Consider the following 12032-nt stretch of genomic DNA (forward strand, 5'->3'; position numbering starts at 1 on the left):
CCAACCTGCCCAACCCATCCCCTACGGTAGAATAGCCGCCGCCCATAAACAACGTTGATAAACAAAACCCGCATAAACTAACAAGATGGTGCCAGTGAAAAGCCAAACCGCCGTTTTGCCCGATGGCCGACAACTCGGATACACAACCGTCGGCAAAGGAGACCCTGTCCTGTATTTTCATGGCACCGCAAGCAGCCGCCTTGAAGTTTTACTTCTAAAAGACCTTGCTGAATCCCAGAATCTGCAACTTATCGGCGTCGACCGCCCCGGCTATGGGCTGTCCAGTTACGAATCAGGCCGTGACCTGCAAGGCTTTAACGGCGACGTCAACGCTTTGATGGATCATCTGGGCATTGGTCGGTTTGGGCTTCTGGGTTGGTCAGGCGGCGGAGTGTTTGCGTTGGCGTATCTGGCGTTTTTTTCTAGCCGCGTAACCCATGCGGTCGTGGCTTCTTCACCGTCTTTACCGTTTGATGTTTCAAGTGCACATAACATGCCCCTGGCACGCTACATCATGAAGCTGCCCTTCGTGGGGGTTTTGGCGATGCGGCAGATGCGCCGAGAAGTCCTGCGTGCCGGGAACGCCGCGGCTTTTCTGTCTTCTCCGCAGGGCAAGCGGATGCTGCGTGGCTGCTCAACCGATGACTTGAGGTTTTTTGGCGACCCAGCTTGGATGGATTTGATGTATCAGTCGATGGCTGAAGCGTTCCGTCAGGGCGAGGCGGGGGTGCAGGCGGTGGTTTTGGAGCACCAGTTTTTTGCTAAGCCGTGGAGTTTTTCTTTTGATGGTGTTCCCGCGGGTAAGTTGACGGTTTGGCATGGAAGCGATGATTTGACCTGTAGGGTTGAGAATGCTTATGCGTTGTGTCGCTGTGTTGGGGGGAGTGGCTTGGAGGTTTTTGTTGGTCGGGGGCATTGTGTGTTGTTTGGGGAGTGTGGGCGGCTGGGTGGGCTTCTGAGGGGTGTTTGATTTGGGGTTGGCGGTAGTTTTATATGGTGGTTTGTGGTAATATGCTGTTGGTGTTACGAATTGGACGTTTGGTAACACCAATAACCTTTTTTTGAAAACCTTAAAAAACCACCGCGCCACTTCCCCCTTATCCCTACTTCTAATCCAATCGTCTTGGGAGGTGAATTTTTTGAGTAAATCCAAAAAGAAAGACATGACAGTCAAGGAAGCTGGACGAATGGGTGGTCAAAGAGAAAAAGAACTCGTTGAGGAAGGCAAGAAACATGAAGATGAAGATTAGCGTATGAAGGAGTATGGTTAAATGAACACAGATAAGAGTAGAATCGAGATCGGATATTCTTTAATGTCCGAGGAGCATCCACCATTAGCTCTCGTTAAATACGCCGCGCTCGCGGAGCAATCAGGCTTCAGTTTTGCGACGATATCAGATCATTACCATCCCTGGATAAGCAAGCAGGGGCAAGCACCCTTCGTCTGGAGTACTCTGGGCGCGATTTCCCAAGTTACCAGCACACTGAAGATAGGCACAGCAGTCACATGCCCCACGATTCGAATGCACCCCGCCATAGTTGCGCATGCCGCCGCTACTTCCGCTTCGCTTATGCCGAACAGGTTTTTTCTGGGCGTCGGCACAGGCGAAAACTTAAACGAGCATATCGTGGGGGAAGGCTGGCCTAGCCATGCTGTTCGCAGGGAAATGCTAAAGGAAGCCGTGGAGATAATCCGTGAGCTTTGGACAGGTGAAAAAACCAGCTATTTTGGCGCATTTTACACGGTGGAGAACGCGAAACTGTACACTTTGCCCCCTGAACCAGTGCCCATCATTGTGTCGGTTGTAGGCAAAGAAATCGCGAAACTTGCTTCGGAGATCGGCGACGGAATGATCAGCACAGAACCTAACCGTGAATACATCGACATTTTCCTCTCAAACCGCACAGACGCAGAGGCACCGCTTTACTGTCAAGCCACCGTCTGCTATGCACCCACCGAAGAGCAAGCACGTGACATCGTCTTTAAGCAGTGGCCAAACAGCGGGCTTCCAGGCGACCTAAGCTGGGAGACTTACTCAACCGAACTCATTGAGGCTGAAGTGAAGCTGGTTACGAAGCAGCAGGCATCTGAACATATTGCCTGTGGACCCGACCCCGCTAAGCATTTGGAGACTATCCAGAAATACATTGACGCAGGGTTCGATAAGGTTTCAATCCATAACGTGGGACCCTATCAGGAAGAGTTTTTCAGGTTCTACAAAGAGCACGTAATCCCCAAAATCATGGGTGACCGAAAGTTAAGATGAAAAAAATATTGTGCGGTTTACAGACTTCTACTTGGCGGTAACTAAAGTTTTAGCCAGAGCAGAATGCCCATAATTAAACCGTAAATTGCCAACGCTTCAGCCAACGCTACGATGAGGAAGCTTCTGAAGAAGGTTTCAGGTTTCTCAGCTAATGCACTGATTGCAGCACTGCCAGCCGCGGAGATTGCAAGACCCGCACTCAAAGCGGGAAGACTAATGGCTAATGCAGCGGAGATGGCGATTGCGACGCGGTCATAGTTTGCAGCATTTGCAGTGGTTGTTTGGTCCTGAACTGTGGAGACTGTTACTGCGGCTGCCATGCCCATGAGTGGTAGGAGCACGAGCGGAAGTAACACGAACAGTATTAGTTTTCGTTTCACGTTGATGTCACTCCAATGGGTATGATTGCACAATAAGCTTAGCTATTAACTTTTTCTTGTTTTAACATATCTTCCCTTGATTAAGAAGCGAATTCAAAAGCCTCGCCGATTTCAGCAGCTTTGTCTTTGAGGGCATTGAGGTCTTGGCGGATTTTCTCGATTTCAGCTTGGCAGGCGTCTTCGATGGATTTAAGGAAACGCTGGTAATCAGCTTCAAGCTTTTCTGAAGTCGGCATCTTACCTACCTCTACTTGACCACCAGCACAGGGCAGGATGAATACTCGATGACGCGTTCAGCAACGCTGCCCATCAGTATCCGCTCGGCGCCCCTATACCCGTAGGTGCCCATAACGATGAGGTCCATGTTTAGGCCCTTAGCTAAATTCACGATCTGCTCAAAGGGTCTGCCCCGTGCAACCATAGCGGTAGCCTTCACGCCGGCTTCTGTTGCTAACCCCAAAACGTAGTTTGTGTAGCGTTGCCCATCGATCTTGAGTTCCCGCTCGACCACCTCGCGTTCGGTGATCTCTGAGAATTTATCGATGACAACCTCATCCACCACGTAGACAACCATAAGTTGGGCATCGTGGTTTTTTGCGATGCCTATGGCGTATTCAGCCGCGCGGATGCTGTGTTCAGAGCCGTCGGTTGGAACCAGTATCTTCTCGATTGTTTCCGAACTAAACCTCTTCATTTAAAATCTCCTCTTGATGACTTTGAATCATGGTTTTGATGCGTTTAGTACGCACGAATTCCTCGCGTTCCTTCTCCTCCAGAACCATTTCGATCTGCTTTGCTGTGCTGCGGTAACGGGGAATCAAAACGTGGTTGAGGGCGTTGACGCGGCGCTGGGTTCGTTTGACGTCGTTGGCTATCTGAAAGGTTGTTCCTTCTGCTTTAGCTAAATGCGCCAGCAGCTTTAAGACGTTATGGAACTCCTTAAACGCGTGGTCTAACTCGGCGTTGGTGTTGGCAAAGCCATAGTCGGGTTTAACGTCGGTTGCTCCCTGAAAGGTAACGGCTGGAACCGTCACGCCCATGATGCTGCGGTAATCAATCAGGTACTCGGCTTTGTTAGTGGATCCCAGCGCCACGTTAGCGATGGTTTCCGAGCCCTTCGCCATAATCGCCTCCCGCAGACTCAAGTAAGCCTTCGCCAGCGCCTCCAACAGGTCCTCGCGGCTTTTCTCCGCGTCAAAGATGCTGTTACGCAGCTCCCGAAGCAGAATATCCCGTTTACGCTCCAGCACTTCCCGTCCGGACTCTGCTAGACTCAGGGTCTTTTTGGTCTGTATGAGGTTGATTCTGGTGGGGCTGATGTTTTCCGCCGACATACCTAGTACTTAACCTCAACGTCGGTTTTGGGCATGTACTTGTTGATGTACTCGGGTTTGACGCTGGTTAATTCTTCCTCAGGCAAATCAGAAAGCACATCCCATGCAATCGATAGGGTTTCTTCGATGCTGCGGTTCTCGTTTTTGCCTTGCTTGATGAGGGTTTTCTCGAAGTGCTCGCCGAAGCGAAGGTACTCTTTGTCTCGGGTGCCAAGGCCTTCTTCGCCTATGATTGTGACCAGTGACTTAACCGAGTTGTATTGGGCATATGCACTGTAGAGTTGGCTGGCGACGTTTGCGTGGTCTTCTCGGGTGCTGCCGGCGCCGATGCCGTCCTTCATCAGCCGGCTAAGGCTGGTTGAGATGTAGATGGGCGGGTAGATGCCCTGCTTTTCGAGTGAGCGGGAAAGCACGATTTGTCCCTCGGTGATGTAGCCGGTTAAGTCGGGGATGGGGTGGGTGATGTCGTCGTTGGGCATGGTTAGAATGGGCATCTGCGTAATCGAGCCGCGTTTGCCGATGATTCTGCCTGCGCGTTCATAGATGCTGGCGAGGTCACTGTACATGTAGCCGGGGTAGCCTTTGCGGCTGGGCACCTCCTCCATCGATGAGCTGACTTCACGCAGCGCCTCACAATAATTAGTCATATCCGTCATGACAACGAGTACGTGGCTTTCCTGATCAAACGCCAGATACTCCGCCAACGTCAAACCCGCGCGGGGAGTGATGATGCGCTCCACAGGGGGGTCATCTGCCAAATTAAGGAACATGGCGACGTTTTTGATGGCGCCGGTTTCCTCAAAGCTCTTCTGGAAAAACGCTGCGTCATCATGCTCAAGTCCCATGGCGATGAAGACGATGTTGAAGGGTTCGTTTGCGCTGCGGATTTGGGCTTGCCTAACAACCTGTGCGGCGAGTTCATTGTGGCTTAAGCCGGGGCCGCTGAAAACGGGGAGTTTTTGCCCGCGGACGAGGCTGGTTAAGCCGTCGATGGCGGATATGCCGGTTTGGATGAAGTCTTTGGGGTATTCGCGTGCGTTGGGGTTAAGGGGGAAGCCGTTGACGTCGCGTTTTTCTTCGGTGAAGAAGCGGGGGTGGCCGTCGATGGGTTCGCCGAAGCTGTTCATGACGCGTCCCAGCATCTCGGTGGAAACGGGCACTTCAAGGGGCCTGCCTAAAAAGCGGGTGCGGGTCTGCGACAGCGAGAGCCCAGTGGTGCCTTCGAAAACCTGCACGGTGACGGCTTTCTGGGTAACCTGGATAACTTTGCCAAGGCGGGTTTCGCCGCTTTGGGTTTTCACTGCAACAAGCTCGTCGTAGCCTACTTGCTTGACGTTTTCGACGACGATGATGGGTCCTGAGATTGATGAGACACCTTTATACTCTAAACCTGTTCCTGCCATAGCGATTACCTCAAACTTGCCTCCAATACCTCAAAATTCTCATGCATACGCTTCTCTAAATCATCCAGCGCCCCAACTTTATCGTTAGGTATGGAAGATTTCATGCGCATGATTTCATCCATTACTGGAAGCTCGGTGACTTTGAAAATTGGTGCACCCTTGGTAACGACGTCCTCGGCTAGCCGATGGAAATCCACGATTATCTTCAACATCATGAATTGCTTCTGTGGGCTGCAGTAGGTGTCGATGGGGTCAAGCGCGTTCTGCTGAAGCATGGCGATGCGCAGGATGCGGGCGGTCTCCAGTACCAGCCGCTGCTTATCAGGCAACGCCTCGGGGCCAACTAGCTTAACGATGTTTTTAAGTTCATCTTCCGCCTGCAATATACGCATGGCTTCTTCGCGGTAGCTGTTCCATTTCTCGTTGACGTTTTTATGCCACCAGCCTGCAAGATCAGCGACGTAGCCGCTGTAACTCTGCATCCAGTTAATCGAGGGGTAATGGCGTGCATCCGCAAGCTCCGCATCCAGCGCCCAGAAAACCCTTGTGAATCGTTTAGTATGTTGGGTGACGGGTTCGGAGAAGTCGCCGCCAGGAGGAGAAACCGCGCCGATGGCGCAGATGGAGCCCATTCGCTGGTCTGAGCCTAGGGTTTCGACGACGCCGGTGCGTTCGTAGAACTCGGCTAGTCGCGAGGGCAGATAGCTGGGGAAGCCTTCTTCAGCGGGCATCTCTTCGAGTCTGCCTGAGACTTCGCGGAGTGCCTCGGCCCATCTGCTGGTTGAATCCGCCATCAACGCGACTGCGTAGCCCATGTCACGGTAGTATTCGGCGATGGCTATGCCAGTGTAGATGCTGGCTTCACGCGCGGAAACGGGCATGTTGCTGGTGTTCGCGATTAGGATGGTGCGTTCCATCAGGGGATGCCCCGTGACGGGGTCGATGAGTTTGGGGAAGCTATCGAGGACATCGACCATTTCGTTGCCGCGTTCACCGCAGCCCACGTAGATGACGATGTTGGCGTCTGACCACTTCGCCAGCTGCTGCTGAGTGACGGTTTTGCCCGCGCCGAAGGGTCCAGGGATAGCTGCGGAGCCGCCTTTAGCGATGGGGAAAAACGTGTCGATGACCCGCTGCCCCGTGATAAGCGGTGTGAAGGCGAAGAGGCGTTTGCTGTGGGGGCGGGGTTTGCGGACAGGCCACTTCTGCATCATTGTAAGCTCAGTTTGGGCGCCGTTGGCTTCCAGCGTGGCGATGCTTTCGGCGACTGTGTATTCGCCTTCAGCTGCGATTTTGAGGATTTTGCCTTGTGTACCGATGGGGGCAAGGATACGGTGCTCGACTATGTCGGTTTCTTGGACTGTGCCCAGTATGTCGCCGCCCACGACTTCGTCGCCGACTTTGACTTTGGGTGTGAACAGCCATTTTTTGGTTCGGGAAAGCGCGGTTACTCCCCGGGCTTGCTTGATGAAGGCGCCGGTTATTTCCCGTAGCGTCTCAAGTGGACGCTGGATGCCATCGAAGGTGTTTCCCAAAAGGCCTGGTCCAAGCTCTACTGAAAGCGGGCTGCCTGTGCCGGTTGCGGGTTCTTCGAGTTTAAGGCCGGTGGTGTTTTGGTAAACTTGGATGGTTGCGTATTCGCCTTCGAGGCGGATGATTTCGCCGATTAAGCCTTCGTTGCCTACTTCGACCATCTCGTGCATGACGGCGTCTGACATGCCTTTGGCTTCGACGACGGGGCCTGCAACTCGGATAACGCTGCCTTTCGCGGTCATATTATGCAGCTCCGAAGAGTTGTTTTGCAACCGCCACTCGCAGCGCCGATGTTAACTCGGCAAGTTTGTTGTCGAGTGTGGCGTCGTAGATTATTTTGCCGTCGCTGGTTTGGATTTTGCAGCCGCCGATGAAGTCTTCTTTTTCATTGGATAATTCAAGTTCACTGCCTATTTTCCCAGATATAGTTTTGAGCATGTCTGATGTTAACCAACCTTTGTCCTTTACGTTAACTTGAACTACAAGTTTTTTCTGCCCCATCCGCTGTGCGACAGCTTCTATTAGCCCTAAAAGGTAGCTGCTGTAGTTTTTGCTTTGAGCAAACTCTTTGAGTGCGGCGGTGGCTTTCTCGAAGGCTGCATCCACCAGTTGCTCTTTGGTTTGAAGCAACCGGTTGCGGGCTTCCACCTCTGCCACGGAGGCGATTTTGCGTTTCTCCACGTCCGCTTTCTCCTTTGCCTGGGCTACGGCGGCGCGGTAGCTCTCCCGGGCTTTATCGTTGGCTATTCGCAGGGTTTCTTTAGCTTCGGTTTGAGCTGCCAAAATCAGGGCTTCAGCTTCCTTTTGCACGTCGCCTATGACTTCGCTGGCGATTGCTGCAATTCCAGTTTTTACGCTCATGGGGTAGTCTCTCTACATTTTTATGCCTAAGATTTTGCCGATGGTATCCGACAGCTTCACGGTGTTCTTTGCGCCTTTGCTGCCGGGTAACTCTACAATCAAAGGGGTCACGCGTTCCTGCCGCACCCTATCCACCTGTGCCTGTATAGCAGGCTCCAGGGCGAAGGCTTCGCTGAGGATAATTATGGCTACGTCACTGCGTTCCAGAGCCTGGTTTAAGGCGCGGATGGCTTCCTCAACCGAATTTGCCTCTGCCCCCTCGACGCCGACCAAGCGGAAGCCCGCAAGCATGTCACTGTCGCCTATTACGTAGCCAATCATGCCGTCACCTAATATAACTTTAAATGCTTGTTGGTAAGTTCAAAATACTGTTAAAAATGTTGCGACCCGAAAGAATGACTTCGACATCCATTATATGTATAAAAAAAGATGTTGAGTCCATCCTTGAAAAGTTAAGCGCATTTGGCGAGTTCCATATTGAGCCGTCGGCAAGTGATGAGGCAAGTCTGGGAGAATACAACCAGAGTATCCAAACCGTCGAGGAACGTCTGCTGGATGTCAAGGCGTTAACGGGTCAGATTGTTAAGGAAAAAACGGGTTTACTTGATTTATTTAAGGTAAAGCAGCCCACGACTGTGGATGTGACAGCGGACAACTGGAGAAGCCTTCTTGAAGACACAAGCAAAAGCATACTGACGCTGAAAAAGGAAATCGCGGGCTTAAATGCTTCGCTGGAGAGTCTCAAAGGAAAAGCCGCTGAGCTAGTCCAGCTAAGAGACATGCTTGCTACGATGAATGAAATCGGCGTGGACCTTGCCAGCATCAACAAATTCAAGCTGCTTCACGTTGACATGGTTAGATTGCCCGAAAAGAACCTGGAATCGTTTGAAACCGCCATCGACCAGCTGCCGCTGGAACTGCATAAGTGCTCGATGGTCGGCGACTTTATGTTTATACTCATCGCCATGCCCGCTAAGCACCGTGATGAAGTAGAAAAAATTCTTCATACCTACCATGCTGAAGTTTTCGTTTTGCCCTCTGAGCTTCCACCCGACGCAGGCGAAGCCCTCAAGTTGGTTAAGGCGCGTTTGCAAAGCAACTCGGAGGAGCAAAAGGAGCTTCAGGGCAGACTGGATAAGCTGGGTGAAGAAAACAAGGGAAACCTCGCTGCGTGGACGGAGAGTAGCGAGAACATTTTGGAGCTGCTTAACGCAGAGAAAAAGATTCTGCAGTCAGGCAGGCTTGCCACCATCAAGGGCTTTGTTTCCCAGAAGAAGTATCCTGAACTCAAGCAAACCGTGCATGGGATGCTCAACGACCGAGTGCTGTTGCTGCCGGAGGGTTCAATGGAAGATGAGGAGGCGGCGCCGTCCAAGTTTAGGCATGGCCGCTTAGTGAGGCCCTTTGAAGAAATCACCAAGCTCTATGGCGTCCCCAAATACAACGAAGTTGATCCCACCCCGCTTATCGCCATCACTTTCCCAATTATCTTCGGGTTAATGTTTGCAGATTTCGGGCAGGGACTGGTGCTGTTTATCGGCGGCTTAACAGTGGGTATGCTAATTAAGAGCAATCAGGGCATGAAAAACACCTGTTTCATCGTTGCTGTCTGCGGTATAGGCGCTATGGCTGCGGGTTTAGTGTTCGGTGAATGCTTCGGCAGAGAACTTATCCCTGCTCTCTGGTTTAGTCCAGTGCCCCATGTGGCGGGCGGTGCAGAAGCGTTAGCGCATGCATCCACCACCGTGTTTAACTTCTTGATATTCGCGTTGATGGTGGGGGTTGTTCAGATCATTAGCGGCTTAATCATTGAAGGCGCCAACTTTGCCCTCAAGCACCAATACATCGATACCTTCCTTACGTCTGCGCCTAAAATCGGGTTCTACATCGGCGGCATCTGGCTCATCGCCACCTACCAGCTTGACTTCGCCGCTTGGCTTGCCGGACCCATTCTTGCCCCCATAATACCCTTCGCCATCTTGGTTGCGGGTAAACCTCTTTACTTGATGATAGCTAAACCCAAAGTAGCCCATGCAAGCGAGCATGCGGAAAGCGACACTTTCGTGGGCAGACTCTTTGAGGGCGGAGACTTCTTCACCAGTCTGCTTAGCAACACAATCTCTTATAGCCGTATTTTGGCGTTGCTGATGGCGCATTGGGCGCTGCTGCTGGTCACCTACACGGTTGCAGAGTTGATTGCGCCTGCGGGTTCAGGCATACTGGGCGTGGTATTGGCGGGTGTCATCGTGGTTTTCGGCAACATCGCCGTTATGGCGTTGGAGGGCTTAATCGTGTTTATCCATACGCTTAGGCTGCACTTCTATGAGTGGTTCAGCAAATTCTATGGGGGCACAGGCGTCGAGTTTAAGGCGTTTAAGCAGAAATTCGTCTATACCAAGCTGACTTTCAAGAAAGAGAAGACTTAGAATAGAAGCTGATTGCGGATGAGGTCAGGCTGCAATTCGCCGTCGATGCCCAACGCCACTGCACGCAGGTTATAGACTTCTGCTTCTTTTTGGGTGATAAACGCCAGCGGCATACCAATGTTAAAGGTGGTGGTTATGGTGCCGCTTTTAGCGTTTTTCAGTCTGGCTTCTTTGAAGGCACGCTCGGCGGCTGCCAGGATAACTTCGGGGGTGCCTTCCCTGCTGAAATATTCGCTGTAGCGGCTTGCAAGGGCAACCTTGTATGCTGCCTCAAAGTTCTGCGCGGAAAGGATAGCTTCTGCGATGCTGCGGGTGAGGTTGAAGTAGTTTTGGGGTATGGCTAGGCGTAGCCAGTTGGAGTCGTAGTTGAGGTTTTTTGCGCGCAGCAGCGAAATCAGGATGTAGCCGTCGTTTTCGATGCTTGCGTAGATGTGTGCATGCGATTTTTCTCTGCGGGGCAGCTTCTGGTAGGCTTGGTAGAGGTGCTCGTAATAGAAGGCGTCGAGGAACACGTCAAGGCAGGTGGTTGAGCCGTTTTGGTTGTAGCTTTCCAGCCCCGAAGAAAGCGGAGCATAATAGGGGGTTTTCATGAAGCTATGCACCAGCGCAACCATCGTGGAGGCTTTAGCGGCTTCCTCAAAAACTAGGTACTTTTTGATGTGACAGGGCACAAAGGGGTAGAGCTTGGCGAGTTTCTGCTCCGCTGAAAGCTTGGCGACGGTGGCTTTCACCAGCAACTTGACATTCTCCACCTCAAAACGCAGCAGATACAGCTGCAGATAGTCGGTGGCGGCTTTGGGGGAGTACTTGATGATTTTTTTGTAGAGTTCAATTAGGTTCTCGTTGAATGCGCGTTCCAGTTTGCGTCCTGTGAATGGAGGCGTGATTTTGCTGATTTGCTCCTGGTAGGGTGTGTCGCGGAGCTGTGAGGCGAAGTCAGCGAGGTTTTTGCTGTCCGCCAAAATTTTGATTTTGGAGTCGGTGAGTAAATCGCCACGTTGCGCCCCAATTTTGGCAAGGACCGATGCGTAGCGGGTTGTCTGGGTCAGATTTATTCCTCTAAAACCGCTTTAACAATCAAGGAAACAGCGCTGTCCATGCGCTGCATCGCTTGGGCTTTGAGTTCGGCGGCTTTCTGCTCGTTGGCATCCAGCAACTCGGCTCTGTGCTGGTTGGCTTCCGATACGGCTTTGCCGTAGATTTTAGCGGCTTCTTCTTCACCGTAGGCTTTGCTGTTAGCCATTAACTTGTCGGATTCCTGCTTTGATAGTAACGTGATGTTTTTTGCCCTCTCTTTGGCTTCAGACTGGATCTGCTCAGCCTGCGCTTCGATCTTTTTAAGTTCATCCCAAACCTTCTGCATCGCTAACCACACCACATACCCTATAGCTTAAAGATGCAAACATAAGATTGTTACGGTAAACAACAACAAAACAGCAGCAAACACTACACCTGATACAAGAACAAAGCAGCAATGGCGAATCGCGCAAGTGGCATGAGGCAACAGCGTGTGGTGACTTAGCCTTTTCTGTTTTTTAATCCTGCGTGAACGCTGGCTCTCTGTTGCTTGCACAAATCTAAAGGCCCCTTTTATATAGGCGGTATATGGAAACGTATGCGCAGCCAGCAGAAGTTCTATCCATGCTAGATAGCGCTATGCAAGCACCACACTACTGAATCGCTGGCGCCGCTATAGGCAGTTGTGCCGCTGGCGTGAGGCGAGAGAAAAAATGTTTCGGCAATGAACACGTGCCCTTCTGTTGTTAAGTCAAGAAACTTTGACAAAGCTTAGTCAACATCTCTGGACAAGAACGCTTTTAACGCTAAA

General features: G+C 51.7%; 13 protein-coding genes. 3 read left to right on the top strand and 10 right to left on the bottom strand.

Annotated elements, in window-relative coordinates; genetic code table 11:
- Positions 1-85 precede the first annotated feature (85 nt).
- Both NWE93_00410 and NWE93_00415 read left to right on the top strand, forming a co-directional pair.
- Positions 86-970 carry an alpha/beta hydrolase gene (locus tag NWE93_00410; protein ID MCW3998684.1) on the top strand — a complete coding sequence of 295 codons (885 nt, stop codon included), beginning with the start codon at positions 86-88 and terminating at the stop codon, positions 968-970.
- A 301-nt stretch (positions 971-1271) separates the two neighbouring features.
- Positions 1272-2267 carry a TIGR03557 family F420-dependent LLM class oxidoreductase gene (locus NWE93_00415; GenBank protein MCW3998685.1) on the top strand — a complete coding sequence of 332 codons (996 nt, stop codon included), beginning with the start codon at positions 1272-1274 and terminating at the stop codon, positions 2265-2267.
- Between the two features lie 41 nt (positions 2268-2308).
- Here the strand turns inward: NWE93_00415 and NWE93_00420 are convergent, their stop codons facing one another.
- The 8 genes from NWE93_00420 to NWE93_00455 form a co-directional block, all read right to left on the bottom strand.
- Complete coding sequence (locus NWE93_00420) at positions 2309-2647, bottom strand: ATP synthase subunit C (GenBank protein ID MCW3998686.1); 339 nt, start codon at positions 2645-2647, stop codon at positions 2309-2311.
- An 80-nt stretch (positions 2648-2727) separates the two neighbouring features.
- Positions 2728-2883 (bottom strand): hypothetical protein, encoded by a 156-nt coding sequence (locus NWE93_00425; GenBank protein ID MCW3998687.1) that lies wholly within the window; start codon positions 2881-2883, stop codon positions 2728-2730.
- Positions 2884-2894: 11 nt separating this feature from the next.
- On the bottom strand, positions 2895-3341 hold the full coding sequence (locus NWE93_00430) for a universal stress protein (protein MCW3998688.1): 447 nt from the start codon (positions 3339-3341) through the stop codon (positions 2895-2897).
- Positions 3328-3981 (bottom strand): V-type ATP synthase subunit D, encoded by a 654-nt coding sequence (locus tag NWE93_00435; protein MCW3998689.1) that lies wholly within the window; start codon positions 3979-3981, stop codon positions 3328-3330. Before NWE93_00435 ends, NWE93_00430 begins: the two co-directional genes overlap by 14 nt.
- A gap of 2 nt (positions 3982-3983) precedes the next feature.
- A complete protein-coding gene (locus NWE93_00440; GenBank protein MCW3998690.1) occupies positions 3984-5384 on the bottom strand; it encodes a V-type ATP synthase subunit B in 1401 nt (466 codons plus the stop codon).
- Positions 5385-5389: 5 nt separating this feature from the next.
- Entirely contained in the window at positions 5390-7159 is a 1770-nt protein-coding gene (locus tag NWE93_00445; GenBank protein ID MCW3998691.1) for a V-type ATP synthase subunit A, read from the bottom strand.
- A 1-nt stretch (position 7160) separates the two neighbouring features.
- The gene (locus NWE93_00450; protein MCW3998692.1) at positions 7161-7778 is read right to left on the bottom strand and encodes a V-type ATP synthase subunit E; all 618 of its coding nucleotides are present in this window, start codon (positions 7776-7778) and stop codon (positions 7161-7163) included.
- Positions 7779-7790: 12 nt separating this feature from the next.
- Entirely contained in the window at positions 7791-8099 is a 309-nt protein-coding gene (locus NWE93_00455; GenBank protein ID MCW3998693.1) for a V-type ATP synthase subunit F, read from the bottom strand.
- 74 nt (positions 8100-8173) lie between these two features.
- Here NWE93_00455 and NWE93_00460 point away from each other — a divergent pair, with 74 nt between their 5' ends.
- Positions 8174-10204 carry a hypothetical protein gene (locus NWE93_00460; GenBank protein ID MCW3998694.1) on the top strand — a complete coding sequence of 677 codons (2031 nt, stop codon included), beginning with the start codon at positions 8174-8176 and terminating at the stop codon, positions 10202-10204.
- On the opposite strand, the gene NWE93_00465 is transcribed toward NWE93_00460, so the two are convergent.
- Positions 10201-11214 (bottom strand): V-type ATPase subunit, encoded by a 1014-nt coding sequence (locus NWE93_00465; GenBank protein MCW3998695.1) that lies wholly within the window; start codon positions 11212-11214, stop codon positions 10201-10203. The two genes, NWE93_00460 and NWE93_00465, sit on opposite strands and share 4 nt — an antisense overlap.
- Before the next feature lie 41 nt (positions 11215-11255).
- Complete coding sequence (locus NWE93_00470; GenBank protein ID MCW3998696.1) at positions 11256-11567, bottom strand: hypothetical protein; 312 nt, start codon at positions 11565-11567, stop codon at positions 11256-11258.
- Positions 11568-12032: the final 465 nt, after the last annotated feature.

It is taken from the genome of Candidatus Bathyarchaeota archaeon, assembly GCA_026014735.1.
Taxonomy (GTDB): domain Archaea; phylum Thermoproteota; class Bathyarchaeia; order Bathyarchaeales; family Bathycorpusculaceae; genus Bathycorpusculum.

What these genes read in the sequence shown, in the direction of transcription:
- NWE93_00410 (MCW3998684.1), top strand. Translation starts at nt 86, where the DNA reads ATGGTGCCAGTGAAAAGCCAAACCGCCGTTTTGCCCGATGGCCGACAA.
- NWE93_00415 (MCW3998685.1), top strand. Translation starts at nt 1,272, where the DNA reads ATGAACACAGATAAGAGTAGAATCGAGATCGGATATTCTTTAATGTCC.
- NWE93_00425 (MCW3998687.1), bottom strand. Translation starts at nt 2,883, where the DNA reads ATGCCGACTTCAGAAAAGCTTGAAGCTGATTACCAGCGTTTCCTTAAA.
- NWE93_00430 (MCW3998688.1), bottom strand. Translation starts at nt 3,341, where the DNA reads ATGAAGAGGTTTAGTTCGGAAACAATCGAGAAGATACTGGTTCCAACC.
- NWE93_00435 (MCW3998689.1), bottom strand. Translation starts at nt 3,981, where the DNA reads ATGTCGGCGGAAAACATCAGCCCCACCAGAATCAACCTCATACAGACC.
- NWE93_00440 (MCW3998690.1), bottom strand. Translation starts at nt 5,384, where the DNA reads ATGGCAGGAACAGGTTTAGAGTATAAAGGTGTCTCATCAATCTCAGGA.
- NWE93_00445 (MCW3998691.1), bottom strand. Translation starts at nt 7,159, where the DNA reads ATGACCGCGAAAGGCAGCGTTATCCGAGTTGCAGGCCCCGTCGTCGAA.
- NWE93_00450 (MCW3998692.1), bottom strand. Translation starts at nt 7,778, where the DNA reads ATGAGCGTAAAAACTGGAATTGCAGCAATCGCCAGCGAAGTCATAGGC.
- NWE93_00455 (MCW3998693.1), bottom strand. Translation starts at nt 8,099, where the DNA reads ATGATTGGCTACGTAATAGGCGACAGTGACATGCTTGCGGGCTTCCGC.
- NWE93_00460 (MCW3998694.1), top strand. Translation starts at nt 8,174, where the DNA reads ATGACTTCGACATCCATTATATGTATAAAAAAAGATGTTGAGTCCATC.
- NWE93_00470 (MCW3998696.1), bottom strand. Translation starts at nt 11,567, where the DNA reads ATGCAGAAGGTTTGGGATGAACTTAAAAAGATCGAAGCGCAGGCTGAG.